18 protein-coding genes and 1 other RNA gene are annotated in these 16,075 nt (G+C 41.9%); 7 read left to right on the top strand and 12 right to left on the bottom strand.

Annotated features, from left to right (window positions below):
• Window positions 1–191 precede the first annotated feature (191 nt).
• Entirely contained in the window at window positions 192–1,361 is a 1,170-nt protein-coding gene (locus C8322_RS05495) for a cupin domain-containing protein (protein WP_108675949.1), read from the top strand.
• Between the two features lie 80 nt (window positions 1,362–1,441).
• On the opposite strand, the gene C8322_RS05490 is transcribed toward C8322_RS05495, so the two are convergent.
• The 3 genes from C8322_RS05490 to C8322_RS05480 form a co-directional block, all read right to left on the bottom strand.
• Complete coding sequence (locus C8322_RS05490; protein WP_004812679.1) at window positions 1,442–2,221, bottom strand: glutathione S-transferase N-terminal domain-containing protein; 780 nt, start codon at window positions 2,219–2,221, stop codon at window positions 1,442–1,444.
• 101 nt (window positions 2,222–2,322) lie between these two features.
• Entirely contained in the window at window positions 2,323–2,832 is a 510-nt protein-coding gene (gene rraA / locus C8322_RS05485; RefSeq protein WP_108675948.1) for a ribonuclease E activity regulator RraA, read from the bottom strand.
• Window positions 2,833–2,843: 11 nt separating this feature from the next.
• Window positions 2,844–3,509 (bottom strand): NAD-dependent epimerase/dehydratase family protein, encoded by a 666-nt coding sequence (locus C8322_RS05480; RefSeq protein ID WP_004812676.1) that lies wholly within the window; start codon window positions 3,507–3,509, stop codon window positions 2,844–2,846.
• Window positions 3,510–3,723: 214 nt separating this feature from the next.
• Here C8322_RS05480 and rpsT point away from each other — a divergent pair, with 214 nt between their 5' ends.
• Window positions 3,724–3,993 (top strand): 30S ribosomal protein S20, encoded by a 270-nt coding sequence (gene rpsT, locus C8322_RS05475; RefSeq protein WP_004786139.1) that lies wholly within the window; start codon window positions 3,724–3,726, stop codon window positions 3,991–3,993.
• Between the two features lie 248 nt (window positions 3,994–4,241).
• On the opposite strand, the gene C8322_RS14670 is transcribed toward rpsT, so the two are convergent.
• The 3 genes from C8322_RS14670 to C8322_RS05465 form a co-directional block, all read right to left on the bottom strand.
• On the bottom strand, window positions 4,242–4,367 hold the full coding sequence (locus C8322_RS14670) for a hypothetical protein (protein WP_004812675.1): 126 nt from the start codon (window positions 4,365–4,367) through the stop codon (window positions 4,242–4,244).
• 119 nt (window positions 4,368–4,486) lie between these two features.
• Window positions 4,487–5,236: a histidine phosphatase family protein gene (locus C8322_RS05470; protein ID WP_008305272.1), complete on the bottom strand. Its 750-nt coding sequence runs from the start codon at window positions 5,234–5,236 to the stop codon at window positions 4,487–4,489.
• A gap of 60 nt (window positions 5,237–5,296) precedes the next feature.
• Entirely contained in the window at window positions 5,297–6,148 is an 852-nt protein-coding gene (locus C8322_RS05465) for a 3'(2'),5'-bisphosphate nucleotidase CysQ family protein (RefSeq protein WP_004812673.1), read from the bottom strand.
• Window positions 6,149–6,160: 12 nt separating this feature from the next.
• On the opposite strand from C8322_RS05465, the gene C8322_RS05460 reads away from it, so the two are divergent.
• The 4 genes from C8322_RS05460 to C8322_RS05445 all read left to right on the top strand — a co-directional run bounded on the left by C8322_RS05460 (window position 6,161) and on the right by C8322_RS05445 (window position 9,165).
• The gene (locus C8322_RS05460) at window positions 6,161–6,847 is read left to right on the top strand and encodes an HAD-IA family hydrolase (protein WP_004812672.1); all 687 of its coding nucleotides are present in this window, start codon (window positions 6,161–6,163) and stop codon (window positions 6,845–6,847) included.
• On the top strand, window positions 6,840–7,280 hold the full coding sequence (locus tag C8322_RS05455) for an RNA-binding S4 domain-containing protein (RefSeq protein WP_004812671.1): 441 nt from the start codon (window positions 6,840–6,842) through the stop codon (window positions 7,278–7,280). Before C8322_RS05460 ends, C8322_RS05455 begins: the two co-directional genes overlap by 8 nt.
• Window positions 7,281–7,426: 146 nt before the next feature.
• A complete protein-coding gene (recA, locus tag C8322_RS05450) occupies window positions 7,427–8,470 on the top strand; it encodes a recombinase RecA (protein WP_004812670.1) in 1,044 nt (347 codons plus the stop codon).
• 77 nt (window positions 8,471–8,547) lie between these two features.
• Window positions 8,548–9,165 (top strand): regulatory protein RecX, encoded by a 618-nt coding sequence (locus tag C8322_RS05445; RefSeq protein ID WP_004812668.1) that lies wholly within the window; start codon window positions 8,548–8,550, stop codon window positions 9,163–9,165.
• A gap of 209 nt (window positions 9,166–9,374) precedes the next feature.
• Here C8322_RS05445 and ffs read toward each other — a convergent pair.
• Window positions 9,375–9,471: signal recognition particle sRNA small type (ffs, locus tag C8322_RS05440), an RNA gene on the bottom strand.
• A 294-nt stretch (window positions 9,472–9,765) separates the two neighbouring features.
• On the opposite strand from ffs, the gene C8322_RS05435 reads away from it, so the two are divergent.
• Complete coding sequence (locus C8322_RS05435; RefSeq protein WP_004812666.1) at window positions 9,766–10,587, top strand: YbgF trimerization domain-containing protein; 822 nt, start codon at window positions 9,766–9,768, stop codon at window positions 10,585–10,587.
• A 56-nt stretch (window positions 10,588–10,643) separates the two neighbouring features.
• Here the strand turns inward: C8322_RS05435 and lpxA are convergent, their stop codons facing one another.
• From lpxA to bamA, 5 genes are all read right to left on the bottom strand, one after another.
• Window positions 10,644–11,432, bottom strand: coding sequence for an acyl-ACP--UDP-N-acetylglucosamine O-acyltransferase (lpxA, locus tag C8322_RS05430; RefSeq protein ID WP_004812664.1), 789 nt, complete (start codon window positions 11,430–11,432; stop codon window positions 10,644–10,646).
• Window positions 11,429–11,914, bottom strand: a complete 486-nt coding sequence (fabZ, locus tag C8322_RS05425; protein ID WP_008305276.1) for a 3-hydroxyacyl-ACP dehydratase FabZ — start codon at window positions 11,912–11,914, stop codon at window positions 11,429–11,431. Before fabZ ends, lpxA begins: the two co-directional genes overlap by 4 nt.
• Window positions 11,915–11,919: 5 nt before the next feature.
• A complete protein-coding gene (gene lpxD / locus C8322_RS05420) occupies window positions 11,920–12,990 on the bottom strand; it encodes a UDP-3-O-(3-hydroxymyristoyl)glucosamine N-acyltransferase (RefSeq protein WP_008305277.1) in 1,071 nt (356 codons plus the stop codon).
• 3 nt (window positions 12,991–12,993) lie between these two features.
• Window positions 12,994–13,485: an OmpH family outer membrane protein gene (locus C8322_RS05415; RefSeq protein WP_034592588.1), complete on the bottom strand. Its 492-nt coding sequence runs from the start codon at window positions 13,483–13,485 to the stop codon at window positions 12,994–12,996.
• Between the two features lie 80 nt (window positions 13,486–13,565).
• Entirely contained in the window at window positions 13,566–16,073 is a 2,508-nt protein-coding gene (gene bamA / locus C8322_RS05410; protein ID WP_034592579.1) for an outer membrane protein assembly factor BamA, read from the bottom strand.
• Between the last annotated feature and the right edge of the window lie 2 nt (window positions 16,074–16,075).

Here is a 16,075-nt window from a genome sequence, read left to right as displayed (position 1 = left end):
CAATTTTTAAGAGCGCTAAAATTTTTTAATAGATTAATTTTTAAATAAAATTCTCATCATTTATTTTATGAAAATAGATATTACTTGGCTTACTCTCCTGGAATTTATAAAAGGCCTATTTCTTACCATCTCGCTTGCACCATTCAATAACTCAAGGGACAATAAGCAAAATTTATCTTGTAGTTAATCCCATGTCCCAACCTTTAGATGTATTAGGCGGAATTACCGCTGAACAATTCCTTGCTGAATACTGGCAGAAAAAACCTCTCCTTGTACGTAATGCCATGCCTGAAATTTCTGGCCTGCTTGAACCTGATGATGTCCTGGAGCTGGCTCTGGATGAAAACGTGACTGCACGCTTGATCAAGCAAAAAGACCGCGACCCGAACCAATGGTCAGTGAAATCTTCACCTTTACTAAAAGCTGATTTCCAGAAGATGCCTAAATTATGGACACTCCTTGTTCAGGCAGTAGATCACTATTCCTTTGATCTATCGGAACTCTGGAAGAAATTTCCATTCATTCCACAATGGCGCCGTGATGACATCATGGTGTCATATGCGCCTCAGGGTGGTTCTGTAGGCAAGCATTTCGACTTCTATGATGTTTTCCTTGTACAAGGTTATGGTCAGCGTCGCTGGCAATTAGGTCAGATGTGTAATGCAGAAACTGAGTTTGTTCCGGGTCAGCCATTAAAATTACTTCCAGAAATGGATGTAAACTTTGATGAAGTTCTTGCTCCAGGTGACTTACTATATGTGCCACCTGGGCTTTCACACTACGGCGTAGCTGAAGATGACTGTTTAACTTTCTCTTTTGGTTTCCGTATGCCAAATGTCAGTGACATGATGGACCGTGTTGGAGACAAGTTTGCTGAAAATGAAGTTTTACGTAATCCCCTGACTGATATCATTCGTGATCAAATCAGTGCTGCCGGTGAAGTCACAGCTAATGAGCTTGAATATCTGAAAAGTAAAATCATGGAGCAGTTACATAACTCCAATGTACTTGAAGATGCCATCATGGGCCTGATGTCTGAACCTAAATACCCAGAAAATATTCCAGAAGCAGAAGAAATTGGTACTGGCGACCTGGAAGAAGCATTAGACCAAGGCTATAGCATTATGCTCGAGCCAGCATCACGCCTGCTTTATACTGAAGAAGATGATGAAATACTATTCTGGGGCAATGGTGAAGGTTTATGTGTCTCAGAAGCTTTTGCAGAAAAACTCAAGCTGATCGCCAATGGTGAATCTGTGATGCTCAATCTGGACTTTGCTGATGAAGATATGCTAGAAGACCTGGCAGATCTGCTCAATGAATCCATCCTGATGCTGGTTCCGCCTGCTGAAGAAGAATAAGAAACAAAAAAAGAGGGGCATTTGATCCTCTTTTTTTGTTAGTGACCCAGGAAATTCTTTAATTAAAAAATTTACGAAAATTAAGCGCCATACTGACCTTTTAGATATTTCACAATATCTTTAGATTCGAACATTTTTACATTGGTATTCGGATCGACCAGATAAGGCACCTGGATATTGTTCCCCATCATGGTGAACAGCTGTTCGCGTTTACCGCCTGGCAAGGGCTCATATTTTCCTGGCTTTAGGCGTAGCTTGGCTGGGCCATAATCTTGCCAGCGTTCTTTCGCCACATTGTGGTAGATATAAGGAATTTCCAGCTCAGACAATACACCACGGACTATACGGGTATACGGGCTGGCTTCAAACCCCCACAGCTCCAGAAGCTGTTCAGGTGCAGGTTTATTTTTCTTTAATGGTTTTGCCATACCACCGCGTAAACCGTTGACCATCGTACCGGCAATTGCAGCCACCGGCACCTTTGGATAATTTGAATATTTCGCCGGAGTCTTACCAGTTTTGCCATAATGCTTAAACAGGTGGTGAATGATATCCTGAGATTCGTAAAGCTTATCTCCCGTATTTTCATCTACTAAAAATGGGAACTGGAGTTTGCCTCCCTGCTGTTTTACTTCAGGACGGAAGCGTTTACCGCCTCGTGGGCATGGATACACTTCATAATCAAGGTTGAGTAAAGTCATCACTTCACGGACACGGCGACAGAATGGCGAGCCTTCGTACTCATAAAGCTTTAAGGGTTTTTCAGGCTGGTTTGGAAATGGCGTTCCGGAAACTCCTCGTCCACCTTCCAGAAATGCGGATGCCAATGCCTGTGCTACTTTAATCTGATGGCCTAACATATCGTCTGTCCTCTTTATTGTTTTAAAGCCGTGAAAACAGCAATCTAAACTGCCTGACTTTCACGGTATAGCTGATTTTTGTATGTTTTCAATAAACAGGATTAGTCCACCAGTTTCTCTTTAGACAGCACGATCCCGTTATTGTCCGCATAAACGTATTCACCTGATTGAAAAGTCACGCCGCCAAAGTACAGTGGAACATCGACTTCCCCAATACTTTTGCGGTTGCTCTTTTGAGGAATCGAAGCTAAGGCATGCACACCAAGATCCAGTTCGGCAATCGCATCCACATCACGTACACAACCGTAAATAATTACACCATTCCAGTGATTCTTTACTGCTGATTCAGCAATCAGGTCACCCATCAGTGCACAGCGCATCGAAGCACCACCATCCACCACCAGGACTTTGCCTGCACCATCAGTTGCCAGTAATTCTTTGACACGAGAATTATCTTCAAAGCACTTTACTGTGACAATCTGGCCACCAAAGCTTTTACGTGCACCATAGCTTTTAAAAAACTTGCCATCCAGGCATGGTGTTACAACCTGCAGGTCTTTATCTGGATTATCATCAAGCAGGTCACAAGTTACAAATGGTACGCTGGACACGATTTTTACCCTCATTTCATTTTTTGTATGGCTAAATTATCATAAATTTCAAATTTCACAGTCTGATTCAGGGCTGCATATACCATAGTATGAGCCACCTGCTCGGCTGTCACTGGCTTGTATTTAAAAGAATCCGGTACCAAATGCGAAAACTTGCCATAGAGTTTCTGTGCAGCATCTTCCAGTAAACGTTGATGACCACGTTCACCCATTAATAAAGATGGCCGGATCAGACTGATTCGTTCCAGCGTTAAGGTCTGGATATAATCTTCCAGCTCGCCTTTGACCCGATTATAGAAAAACCAGGATTCAGCATTCGCCCCCATGGCACTAATCAGCAGATAATGCGCATCCGTCTGTTGAACCAGCTCAGCAAAATGGGCATTGATGGTATAGTCCACATTATAAAAAGCATCTTTGGAACCTGCCTGCTTTAAAGTTGTACCTAGACAGCTGAAAGCATGGGTATGTCCGCTGACATCCTGATCATTCAACATCAGAAAATCCTCAAAGACCAGTTGTTTGACTTTGGGCCATTGCTCAAACTCTGGCTGGTGCTTGCGTACCACGACACTGATACGCTTGCAGCTCGGCTCATTAACCAGCTGTTGTACCAAGCTCTTACCCACAAGACCTGTGGCACCAATGATGATTGGATATGTTATGGTTTTAGTCATTTTTTGTACGATCTCCCTGCCTGAATACTAATCTAACGTTTTCTTTAGAATTTTTCTGCAACTAAAATGTTGTCAAAGCATGTCAAGACTTGACTTAAGCCCTCAGTTTCCTCAAAATATGGCACTTGTTTACGGGCTGGTGATAGTTCTTCTGATGTTGGTTTTCAGTTGAGTTTCAGCCCGCCCAGACCAATCTATTTCAAGGAGTGCACGAGTGGCAAACTCTGCTCAAGCTAAAAAACGTGCTCGTCAAAACGTTAAAGCACGCAAACACAACGCAAGCTTGCGTTCTATGGTTCGTACCTATCTTAAACGTACAGTAGCTGCTATTGCTGCTGGCGACTATGCTGTTGCTACTGAAGCTTACAAAAAAGCTGTTCCAGTAATCGACCGTATGGCTGACAAAGGTATCATCCATAAAAACAAAGCAGCTCGTCATAAGAGCCGTTTGAACGCGCAAGTTAAAGCATTAGCTTCTAACTAATCGCAAATGAAAAAAGCCCTTTTAGGGCTTTTTTTGTGCCCAAAATTTAGTAAATCAACAAAATGATCTATTCAATAAAAAGACAATTTTTGAATAAATAAACTTTACAAGATTATTTCCACTCAATTCTTCTTCCTTATTTCCCAATATTTTTAAAATATTCTTTAAAACTTATGGAATCCTATTTCCTGCCCAAAATAGGATTGATAAAAATAAGAACGGAAATATCAGCCAGTTTAATATTTGAATTATTGATCCTTATCCATAGAATGTGGCGTTGTGGTCTTGTCCTGCTCTGGTGAATCCGTATCACGTTTCTGACAGGCGGTTAGACCCACCATAATAACCAAACTTAAAATTGTGATGGTTTTCATTGTTTTTCCCATACTTGAATATCTGTTTAAATATCAGCATAGTGATTTTTGATGATTATTCTATTTCACTTTCATAAGACAAATGTAAAAAGCTCACCCCTCATGATTGAGCTTTTAACTTATTTCCTGGTGTGTAATTCCGCATTCTGAAACTGGGAAATATCCAGTTCATACACCTTACCGCGCCAGATCCATTTCAGTTTAGACTCCTCAAACACATCACCTTCAAACCAAACAAACAAACCTTCCATCATTTTTGGCCAGTCTTCCCGGCTAACCTCCTGATGACCTGACATGACTGCAATCATGGCTGCCAGAATCGTATCATGACTTACTGCCAGACTGAGTCCATACGGCGTTTTTGGATGCGTGTTATAGATTAACTCCAGGACATCGACCACACCATGAATTGGATGCTTCATGCCCGGCAAGGCGTTATTCACAAAACTATTAATAAAACCTAATGCACCCTGTTTCTTGAAATATGGCCCAGCCTTCTGAATATCCAGCACAAAACTGCCAGGCTCGACCAGTAAGCCTTGTTCGATAATTTCAATGTTATGGGTATGCGATGCCTTATTGGTTGCATCTGCACCCTCAATCATAAGGGCGGCAGTATCGACACAACGCTGAATAGGACTAGAGATACAATGCTGAATATGACGATCAGTTTGATTGACCAGATAAGCCCCCCACTCCTGCGCCAGATCACGCCCCTGTGATGTTAATTGCAAGTCGTAGCCTGCCAGGCCTTGACCAGCAACTTCTTCACGCAAGGAATGACGCGTAAACAGAGTCACAGGTGTCTTCGTATCAGGCAATAAATCTATTGCGCTGAGCATACTCGGTGGAAGCAGTTTTAATGCCACAATCTTGCCAACTGGTCTATCAACGGAATCAGCTTCACTATAACATGAACGTTACACAGCTCAATCACAGCCTTGCATATCAGCCAGCGCTTTAAAGGCCAATATCTTCATCTCTTTGGTCTTATAAGCAATAAAACCACTATTTAATAAGGTCTCGCGCTGGTTATAGCTAAATGGCCGCCCCTTAAAATCTACCAAACCGCCGCCAATACGTTCCAGCAGACATTGCCCGGCACTGGTATCCCATTCACAGGTCGGATGAAAGCGCGGATAAATATCCACCTGATCTTCCAGAATCATGCAAAATTTATAAGCACTGCCAGCTTTAAACTCCTCAAACTCAGTAAATTTAGCCAGACTTTCCAGATAAGCCGCATATTTAGGCTTTTTTTGGCTACTCTGACTTAGACCAATATGCACAGTATCTTGTTGAGATGCTGAAAAATATTCATGCCAGCAATCTTGCTGAATGTCATATTTCAGCGGCATACCTTGTTCTGGACAGAAATAGATAAGCTGTTGTGCCGGAATTGCAAGAATGGCAAAAGTCGTCAGATTGTCTTTGACCAGGCTCAGATTAATGGTGAATTCGGGTCGTTGATACAGAAATTCCTTGGTACCGTCCAGAGGATCGAGCAGCCAGAATGCGGACCATGCCTGACGGTCCTCCTGTTTACCTTCTTCAGAAAGTAACGGTAAATCAGAAATTTCAGCGAGGACCTGAGTTAAAAAAGTATTGACCCGATAATCGGCTTGCGTCACAGGCGAATCATCCTTTTTCCTTTCAATGTCAAAAGCAGCACCGGAACAATATTGCTGATATTCTTCTCGCAAAATTTCACAAGCCTGTGTCAAAATGGGCACAAACTGCAAAATCATCGGATCTTGTGGTGCTGTTGTTGCTTTAAACATAGAAAACCTTATATGCCGAATTGCTCAGAAAAACCGCCCATTATTTTTGATATGGACGGGACCCTACTTGATCTTGCCTATGACGATTTCATCTGGAATGACCTGCTTCCTGTCCGCTATGCTGAAACGCACCATTGCAGCCTGGAGCAAAGTCGAACAACGCTTTATGCATTCTATCAAGAACATAATCATACCCTAAACTGGTACTCATCGCGCTTCTGGACAGCTAAAGTCGAAGTAGATGTTCTGGCAATGCAAATCGAGCATAAATCCAAAGTCGCATTAAGACCACAGGCACTGGAGTTACTGGATTATCTAAAGGCAAATGGCTACCCGATCTGGCTGGCCACCAATGCCGACTGTGCCGGACTCAGCTTCAAATTGGAACATCTGCAACTCAAAGATTATTTTGATGTGATTGTCAGCTCTGAAACCATCGGGCATGCCAAGGAGTTTGTTGAATTCTGGCAAGGTCTAAACGCCCTGCATCCTTTTGATCCTGAACAAGTCTATTTTATTGATGATACGGAAAAAGTATTGAATGGTGCCAAAGCCTATGGCATTCAGAATCTGTTCAGTATTAAACAGCCCTCCTCCAGCAAAGTTTCTCGCGAGACTTGCAATTACCCGATGCTGCACCAATTAACAGATTTAATCACATATTTAAATCAGGCTGAGGTTAACAAGCAATATGCGTAAATCGTCTTTACCCGAAGATGCGGTAGGCATGCGTATAGATAAATGGCTGTGGGCGGCACGTTTTTTCAAAACGCGCTCCATTGCCAAGAATGCCATTGAAGGCGGCAAGGTGCATATTGGCGGCGAACGTGTCAAAGTCTCCCGTGAAGTCCGGATCGGCATGGAAATCACGGTCCAGCAAGGCATTGACAAGAAAACTGTTGTTGTCAAAGAACTATCTGATGTCCGTGGCCCTGCTCCAGTTGCGCAAACACTTTATGAAGAAACTGAAGTCAGTATTGCCCGACGGGAATTGATTGCATCACAAAGAAAGTTGCATAATCTTGCTCGTCCGGATCACCGACCAAGTAAAAAAGATCGCCGTGACATCAGTAAATTTAGAGACGAAAATAGTCAGCTATTTGACCAGCATTGGTCATATAATGATGATTAAATTCAAGCGTCAGCGTATGTCGTAAATGCGCTGAATTTTATAGAATATCAGGGAACTTTCTGTCACTATTATACCTGTGGAACAAAGCTCTAATTTAAGACATCCACTTGAGTACTAATTTAGTGACATCGTATTGAGGTTGTAAGATGGATGAGAATAAAAACAAGGCGCTGAATGCTGCCTTAAGCCAGATTGAAAAACAGTTTGGCAAAAACACAGTAATGCGTCTTGGTGATAATACCGTTCAAGCAGTTGAAGCTGTATCTACAGGTTCTTTAACGCTTGATATCGCGCTCGGTATTGGTGGTTTACCAAAAGGCCGTATTATCGAGATCTATGGTCCTGAATCTTCAGGTAAAACCACAATGACATTACAAGCGATTGCAGAATGTCAAAAAGCTGGTGGTACTTGTGCATTCATCGATGCGGAACACGCGCTTGATCCTCAATATGCACGTAAATTGGGTGTAGATATCGACAACCTGCTGGTATCTCAACCCGACCACGGTGAACAGGCACTTGAAATTGCCGACATGCTTGTACGTTCAGGCGCGATTGACCTGATCGTTGTCGACTCCGTAGCTGCCTTAACCCCTCGTGCTGAAATTGAAGGCGAAATGGGTGACTCACACATGGGTCTGCAAGCACGTTTGATGAGCCAGGCACTGCGTAAAATCACTGGTAATGCCAAGCGTTCAAACTGTATGGTGATCTTCATTAACCAGATCCGTATGAAAATTGGTGTTATGTTTGGTAGTCCGGAAACTACTACTGGTGGTAATGCACTGAAATTCTATGCTTCTGTACGTCTGGATATCCGACGTATTGGTCAGGTAAAAGAAGGCGACGAAATCGTTGGTTCTGAAACTAAAGTTAAAGTTGTGAAGAACAAAATGGCGCCTCCATTTAAGGAAGCTCTATTCCAAATTCTGTATGGTAAAGGTGTAAACCATCTCGGTGAATTGATTGACCTTGCAGTACAGCAGGAAATCGTACAGAAAGCCGGTGCCTGGTACTCTTATCAAGGTGACAAGATTGGCCAAGGCAAGAACAACACTATTCGTTATCTGGAAGAGAACAAAGCACTTGCAGATACCATTGAAAAACTGATTCGTGAGCAGCTTTTGACGACAGGCAATGTGGTTGAAGATAAAGACGAAGAAGAACCAGCAGACTTTCTGGATGCATAATCCTTAAACGTCTTACAAAGCGCCCTACGGGGCGTTTTTGTTATTATGGAAAGGTAATAAAATGAATGGGATTCACTATGTCTGATGCAAAGTTCACTAAGCTCCTGGATTATGAAACCATCAAGCAACAGTTTGGCGATGCTCATGATTCGTCCAAGCCGGCAACTCTATCCCAAGCTGATACCCTGCCCGAGTTTGATCCTGAAGAAAGCTTATTTGATAACAAGCAGGAAGATAAAAAGAAACCGGGCTTAACCGGCTCCCGTTTGCGCTCTTACGCCTTTGCAGTACTGACTCGTAAGGAATACGCCAAAGCGGAACTGATCGAAAAACTGTGCTTATATGCAGAAAATCGTGATGAAGTACTAGAGCTTGTTGATGAGCTTTCCCGTGAGAATTACCAAAGTGATCAGCGTGTTGCAGAAACTTTACTTTCCAGCCAAAAGCGCAAAGGTAAAGGCCCGAATCAGATTAAAATGAAGCTGAAAAGCAAAAAGATTGATACAGCTTTAATTATAGATGAACTGAAAGAAACCGATTGGGTTCAGCAAGCTTATGAACTGAAGCTCAAGAAATACGGCCCTGAAGTTACAAAAGATCCCAAAGTCAAAGCCAAGCAGATTCGTTTTCTCATGTACCGGGGTTTTGAAATGGATGCCATTATGAAAGCGATTAACCGTAAAGCAGAAGATTGATTACTTTTCTAAAAACCTGAATAACTAAAAGTCTTGAATATTGAATTTCATATAGTTTGGGAAACAAGCTTAAATCGAAAATAAAACAACCATGAACTAAGCATTAAAATAATAAGATATACAGCTTGAGCTTATGAATAAAAGATTAGCTTTGAGAATAGAAAATTCAAATTGGTATTGTTTTTATTATATAAAAAATATGGTGGCAACCCTACCAGCAAAGCTTCGGCACATCGCAGTTCTACTACCGTTGCTACCTTCCGGTCCTGGCGGGGTTCGCAGAGTGCAATTGCGAAGTAACCGGCAGGGCTACCATTGCAAGAACAGAGTATAGAGATTTTTAATGAACTTGCAAGTGAGAATACTAAAAAATCTGGCACAAGCTATCCGTTTGATTATTTTAAAAACAATGTAGGATTAATTCAGGATTTTCTGTAAATCCGAGATACAAATTCCTGCCCGGAAAACCCCTTCAACTTTGTAAAAGCATGTTGCAATTCCCGGCAATGCCGTTTTAAATGTGTGGCATATACATTGAATAATTTATTTGATTGACCACCTTGAACGTTGGTCCATTCAAAAACAACATGGATAAAATAGATGATGTTTAAAAAACATGTCTTATGCGCGTTCAGCATGCTCTGTACTACTTCACTCTTTGCTGCAGTTCCAATTGAATCTCGAGGCTTAAGCCAAGGTGGTAACAGTACAGCACCTACCAGCACCCTGCCTGCGATTTCCTCAGGAGTAGATACCCCGGTACAGACCAATATGAGCTGGCAATTGCTGCAAAAAAATCAGCAACTGGAAAGTGATATTCGTGGCTTGCGCGGCAAGATTGAAGAACAGGACAACGAGATCCAGTCACTAAAAAGTGAACTGGCTAACCGTTATGCCGATCTCGATCAACGTCTTGAGTTACTACAGCAAAAGATTGATCCTGAACAAGGCACTGAGGAGGATAATCAACAGGATACTGCACCCAGTTCAGGAGCAGGCAACAGCAAGTTAAGCCAAGCTCAGACATCAACAGCTTCGAGCTCTTCTGCCCAACCCTCCGAGTTAGAAAAAGCTGCATATACAGTAGCCCTGGATGCCTACAAGAATGGCGGTGCCGCAAAAGCGATTGCACCAATGCAGAATTTCATTAAGAATAATCCGAATAGCGTCTATATCAGCAATGCCTATTTCTGGTTAGCAGAGTTTAATCTGTCGATTGATCCACCGAATTTTACTGAAGCGAAGCGAAATTATGCCATTGTGGCAGACCGCTATCCAAATTCGGCAAAAGCTGCTCGTGCTTTGTATCAATTGTATAATGTCAGCAGTGAGGTAGAGAAAAACAAGACCTTGGCTGCACAATATAAATCTCGCTTGTTGAAAAATTATCCGCAGTCTGAAGAAGCTAAATTCTTTAAATAAAAAGATTCAGAAATAAAAAAGACACCTGAAAAGGTGTCTTTTTTATGAATAGTCTATTAACGCACAATACCACGTTTAGACTGCTCCAAAGAATCAAGCAAGCGCTGTGCTTCAGCCACTTCTGGCAGAATCTCTGCACGAATTTTTTCAATTGCTTCTTGTGTGGTTAAACCTGATTTATAGATCAGTTTAAATGCCTCACGTAGGCCATTGATTACATTTTTCGACCAACCCTTACGACGCATCCCTTCTACATTCATTGCAAATGCATGCGCAGGATTGCCGGAAACCATTACATAAGCAGGCACATCTTTAAGAATCAGTGATGCACCACCGATCATGCTATAAGAGTCGATCTTACAGAACTGATGGATACCTGAGTTACCCCCAATTACCACATAATCACCCACATGGACGTGACCAGCTACACCCACATTATTTGCAAAGATATTGTAATCGCCCACCATACAGTCATGTGCAATATGCGTATTTACCATCAGCAGGTTATGACTGCCGATTTTGGTAATGCTATTGTCCTGAACAGTACCACGGTGCAGACTGCAATGTTCGCGAATCTTGTTATGATCACCAATCTCAAGCCAGGTTTCTTCACCTGCATATTTCAGGTCCTGACAAACTTCTCCCACACTCGCAAACTGGAAAATCTCATTGTGTTCGCCAATGCGTGTGTACCCACCCACAACGACGTGTGAATGAAGTTTGGTACCTGTACCAATAGTGACATTTGGCCCAATAATACAGTAAGGACCAATTTGAACATCTGAAGCAATTACTGCAGATGAGTCAATAATGGCAGTTGGATGAATAAGGGAGTTATTGCTCATGCCTGCTCGACTTTCTGATGCGAAACCATAATTTCCGCGGTTGTTGCGACTACGCCATCTACTGTGGCTATACAATTATATTTGTAAATGCCACGTTTTTGCATCACTAATTCAGATTTAAGTACTAATTGGTCGCCAGCAACCACTTGTTTTTTAAATCGAACCTTCTCAGCGCCAGCAAAAAGAAATAATGAACCTTCTTTTGGAGTTTCATTATTCATGACAAAACCAAGGATACCTGAGATCTGTGCTAATGCCTCTACAATCAATACACCTGGCATGATTGGATAGTTCGGAAAATGGCCTTGCAGAAACTCTTCATTAATTGAGACGTTTTTATAACCAACAATGCCATTTTCGGTAATATCGACAACGCGATCAACCAGTAAGAATGGATAGCGATGGGGCAAATATTCACGAATCTTTTGAATATTCATTGGCAATTCAGGCTTCGTGAATGTAGGCAAATTCGACTCTGTCATCATAATTATTTACGCAACTTAAATGTTGATTCAATGGACTCAATTTGAGATTGCATATGATCCAATCGTTTCACCAACTGGGTCAATGGCACATCTGCTAATTGTCTTAAGCGAACCACTGTGCGTTTCCATTGCTGATTTGGTAACAATCCCATGCCTGAAGAATAAGTGCCTTCTTCAGTAATGTTATTTGTCACCATTGACATTCCTGTCAAGGTCACATTATCGGTAATATGTAGGTGTCCTGCTACCCCACAGGCCCCCGCAAGAATACAGTTTTTGCCAATCGTGGTACTACCGGCAATCCCGCATTTGGCTGCAATCGCAGTATTTTCACCAATCTTGACGTTATGGGCGATTTGCACAAGATTATCAATAATGACACCTTGTTCCAGAATTGTGTCATCCAGTGCACCTCGGTCAATACTACAGTTTGAGCCGATCCGGACATCATCTGCAATACGGACTGAACCCAACTGGGCAATTCGATGCCATTTCCCTTGATAAGGTGCAAAACCAAAACCTTCACTACCAATTACGGTATTGGCATGGATCCGAACACGATTACCGATTTTTGTAGCACCTGTTAAAGTCACATGTGCATCAATAAAACAGTCACGGCCAATTTCAACCTGGTCGTCGATCTGAACGTGGGACTGGATAATCGTATTTTCACCCACTACACAATTCTCACCAATGACGGCATAGTGACCAATATAGGCACTGTCAGCAATGATGGCAGATGGATGAATTTGTGCGGTACTTTCAATTCCCTGAGTCGTATGCTTTTTCTCAAAAACGTGAGTCAGAATTGCAAAAGCCAGATAAGGATTGGCCACGACAATGAAGTTCTGCTGGGAAGTTAGCTGCTCTTTTAATTCAGCAGTCACAATTAAAGCGCCTGCCTTACTCTGAGCTGCCTGTTCCAGATATTTATCTGCATTGACAAATGCAAGGTCATGAGAGGTTGCATTTTCAAGACTTGCCAAACCTCTCAAACATAAATCTGCCTGACCTACATACTCACCTTGGACAAGACGAGCGAGGTCAGCTAACTGAAGTTTTTGATGATTCATCGATTATTTAATTGCATTAACCTTTTGAATCATTTTATCAGTTAAATCATACTTCGCGTCATAAGCAAGTACGGAATTTTTATTTAAAACCACATCTAGCTTGTTTTCTTGGCGTAATTGTTCAGCAGCACGCTTCAAATTTCCTTCAAAAGCTTTATTTACACTTTGCATACGCGTTTGCACGGTTGCCTGTACCTGTTGCTGCACCCCTGCCAGTTGAGTCGCTTTACCTTCAAATTCTTTGGCTATTTTTTCACGTTCTGCTGGTGTTTTTGCAGCCTGGCCTTTTTGCTTGATTGCAGCAAGGTCTTTTTGAAACTGTGCAATCTGTGCGGTTTGCGGCTTGATTTCATTTTCTAGAGTGGCATTTTGCTGCTTTAAATAGATACTGTTTTGTACTACTTTTTCCAGATCAACAATTCCGTAATCATCCGCATGTGACAATGAAGTTAATCCCGCTAAAGCAATACCCATTGCCATCATCATTTTTTTCATGTTTTTACCCATTCAAAAAATTTTGCTCACAAAACCTGATGGCTTCATGAGCAAAATTTGTATTTAAGATCAAAGTCTTCTTAGAAAGTACGTCCAATTTCAAACTGAACATTTTGAGTTTCATCACCGTCTTTATCATTCAACGGGTATGCATAGCTCAGTGATAATGGGCCAATCATGGTAATCCAGGTGAAACCAGCACCTACGCTATAACGCATATTGCCTGCATCGAAACCAAAGTTATCCTTACAGTATTGCTTTGCATCTACATCAGTATTTTGTGAATCAAGATATAAATTTCCACGAGGTACATCACACTGAGTATCAAAAACTTGTGCTCCCTCTGCAAAGAGTACTGGACGAACCTGACGTGCCCAATCTCCCTTAAATGGAACAGGCAGCACTAACTCAGTACCAAACTGAACTAAAGCATTACCGCCCACTTCTTCTGGACCATAGTCTTGTTGTCGTGATTCATTGTATGTTACACCTGGATACTTAGGGCCTAAGGTACTATTTTCATAACCACGTACTGAACCATAACCACCGGCATAGAAGTTCTTATAGAAAGGCAGGTCATTACCATAACCTAAACGACCATAACCACGCAGAACAAAGTCTTTGCCTAATGGGAAGAAAGCCTGAGCATCATAGGTGAGCTTTTGATATTCCACATCACTTCCTGGCAAGGCAATTTCTGCATTAACACGATGTGACATACCTGTGGTCGGGAACATTGGACGGTTCAAGGTATTATAAGACCAACCTAGATTCAGGTTATAGGTTAAGAAATCACCTTTAAACTCATCAGGAAAAGAGATCCATCCTTCATTATTAGGACCACAGGTGCCATCTTCGCTATTCAGCAAACCTTCTGGACAGTATCTACCTGGACTTCCTGTTTCCTTACCGCCATTTGCTAGCAAATAATCACGTACATATGTAGATACGTATGGCCCTGTGGTCACTTCAGTCTGGTCTATATTCAGACCCAGGCTTACACTTTGGTTCTCATCAATTGGATAACCGAAGTTAATACCACCACCCAAGCTGTCTGTAACATAGTTGTTTACGTTATAGTCATCATCCAGCTTGGTTTTACGGTAGTACAGGTTATAACCACGACGTACCCCATCAATAGTAAAGTATGGATCGGTTACACTCAGGTTATAGTAATCTTGAGTTTCAGAACGAGATAGATCAACCGATACACTATTCCCTGTACCCAGGAAGTTAGTTTGACTTAAACCTGCCTGGAAGGTTACACCACCACTTTGCGAGAAACCAACTGCCAAGGTACTTGTCCCGGAATGCTGCTCTTCAACTGCAACATTTAAATCGATCTGATCCGGCGAACCAGGAATACGCGCCGGTTTAATATCAACCGATTTAAAGAAACCAGTACGTTCCAGACGGACCTTAGACAGATCAATTTTTTCGTTACTAGCCAGTGCGCTTTCCATCTGACGCATTTCACGACGTAATACTTCATCCGCAGTTTTGTTATTACCAGTAAAATTAATGCGACGTACAGTCACCTGCTGACCTGGGTTGATGTAATAATTTAAGTCAACCAGTTTAGTATCTTTATTAATTTCTGGAACAACATTTACTTCAGCGAAATAATAGCCAGCATTACCATATTTACGCAGTAATAACTGTTTAACCGCATTCACTTTTTCCTGTGAATAAATTTCACCGTCTTTGTATAGTTGTAAAACTTTGAGTTCATCTGCTGAATAAAGCGCATCACCCAGGAATTTGGTCTCACCAAATTTGAATTGCTCACCTTCATCTACCGATACTTCAATAAAGACATTTTTCTTATCTTCACTCAGGTTCAGACTTGAGTTATTGATATTGAAGTTAATATAACCACGGTTCAGGTACATGGCACGCAAAGCTTCAAGGCTTGCTGCCATTTTCTCACGTGCATAACGGTCATTACGGGAAATAATCGAATTCCAAGAGCTTTCCTTGATAGCAAAAGCCTGCTTGATCTCATCTTCTTTAAAGACCGTATTCCCAATAATATTAATGTCAAAAACTTTTGCAGCCTTACCTTCCACAAATTCAATCAGAAGATCGACACGGTTATTTGGCTTCGGCGTAGTCTTTACTGTAATGTCTGCATCATAACGACCTTGCTGCATATATTGCTGTTCAAGCTCAGTTTCTACAGTTTGCAAAGCAGATTTTTTTAGAACCTCACCTTCAGCAAGACCCATTTTTTTCAAACCTTCTTCCAAAGCTTCCTTCGGAATCAGCTTGTTGCCTTTTAGTTCGATCTTGGAAATAACCGGGCGTTCAACTACCTGGAATACTAGCGTATTTTCAGCTTGAATTGCCTTGATATCATCAAACAAGCCTGAGGCATACAGACTCCGGATCGCATTGGCAATAATCGGATCATTGACACGATCACCACTATTGATTGGCACCAGGCCATACACATTTTCGGGAGTGAGACGAACCAGTCCGTCAAATTTTATATCTTGTACTACGAATTCATCTGCTGCATATACTTGTTGTGCAACTGCCATAGCACTAACGAGTGCCAAAGGCATAAATAAATGTGTGTGCTGCATGC

The organism is Acinetobacter sp. SM1B, assembly GCF_003289665.1.
Taxonomy (GTDB): Bacteria; Pseudomonadota; Gammaproteobacteria; order Pseudomonadales; family Moraxellaceae; genus Acinetobacter; species Acinetobacter schindleri.
The sequence above is the reverse complement of the archived record's forward strand: the minus strand, read 5'-3'. Positions and strand labels throughout refer to the sequence as shown.

What these genes read in the sequence shown, in the direction of transcription:
- C8322_RS05495 (WP_108675949.1), top strand. Translation starts at nt 192, where the DNA reads ATGTCCCAACCTTTAGATGTATTAGGCGGAATTACCGCTGAACAATTC.
- C8322_RS05490 (WP_004812679.1), bottom strand. Translation starts at nt 2,221, where the DNA reads ATGTTAGGCCATCAGATTAAAGTAGCACAGGCATTGGCATCCGCATTT.
- C8322_RS05480 (WP_004812676.1), bottom strand. Translation starts at nt 3,509, where the DNA reads ATGACTAAAACCATAACATATCCAATCATCATTGGTGCCACAGGTCTT.
- C8322_RS14670 (WP_004812675.1), bottom strand. Translation starts at nt 4,367, where the DNA reads ATGAAAACCATCACAATTTTAAGTTTGGTTATTATGGTGGGTCTAACC.
- C8322_RS05465 (WP_004812673.1), bottom strand. Translation starts at nt 6,148, where the DNA reads ATGTTTAAAGCAACAACAGCACCACAAGATCCGATGATTTTGCAGTTT.
- C8322_RS05460 (WP_004812672.1), top strand. Translation starts at nt 6,161, where the DNA reads ATGCCGAATTGCTCAGAAAAACCGCCCATTATTTTTGATATGGACGGG.
- C8322_RS05455 (WP_004812671.1), top strand. Translation starts at nt 6,840, where the DNA reads ATGCGTAAATCGTCTTTACCCGAAGATGCGGTAGGCATGCGTATAGAT.
- recA (WP_004812670.1), top strand. Translation starts at nt 7,427, where the DNA reads ATGGATGAGAATAAAAACAAGGCGCTGAATGCTGCCTTAAGCCAGATT.
- C8322_RS05445 (WP_004812668.1), top strand. Translation starts at nt 8,548, where the DNA reads ATGTCTGATGCAAAGTTCACTAAGCTCCTGGATTATGAAACCATCAAG.
- C8322_RS05435 (WP_004812666.1), top strand. Translation starts at nt 9,766, where the DNA reads ATGATGTTTAAAAAACATGTCTTATGCGCGTTCAGCATGCTCTGTACT.
- lpxA (WP_004812664.1), bottom strand. Translation starts at nt 11,432, where the DNA reads ATGAGCAATAACTCCCTTATTCATCCAACTGCCATTATTGACTCATCT.
- fabZ (WP_008305276.1), bottom strand. Translation starts at nt 11,914, where the DNA reads ATGACAGAGTCGAATTTGCCTACATTCACGAAGCCTGAATTGCCAATG.
- lpxD (WP_008305277.1), bottom strand. Translation starts at nt 12,990, where the DNA reads ATGAATCATCAAAAACTTCAGTTAGCTGACCTCGCTCGTCTTGTCCAA.
- C8322_RS05415 (WP_034592588.1), bottom strand. Translation starts at nt 13,485, where the DNA reads ATGAAAAAAATGATGATGGCAATGGGTATTGCTTTAGCGGGATTAACT.
- bamA (WP_034592579.1), bottom strand. Translation starts at nt 16,073, where the DNA reads ATGCAGCACACACATTTATTTATGCCTTTGGCACTCGTTAGTGCTATG.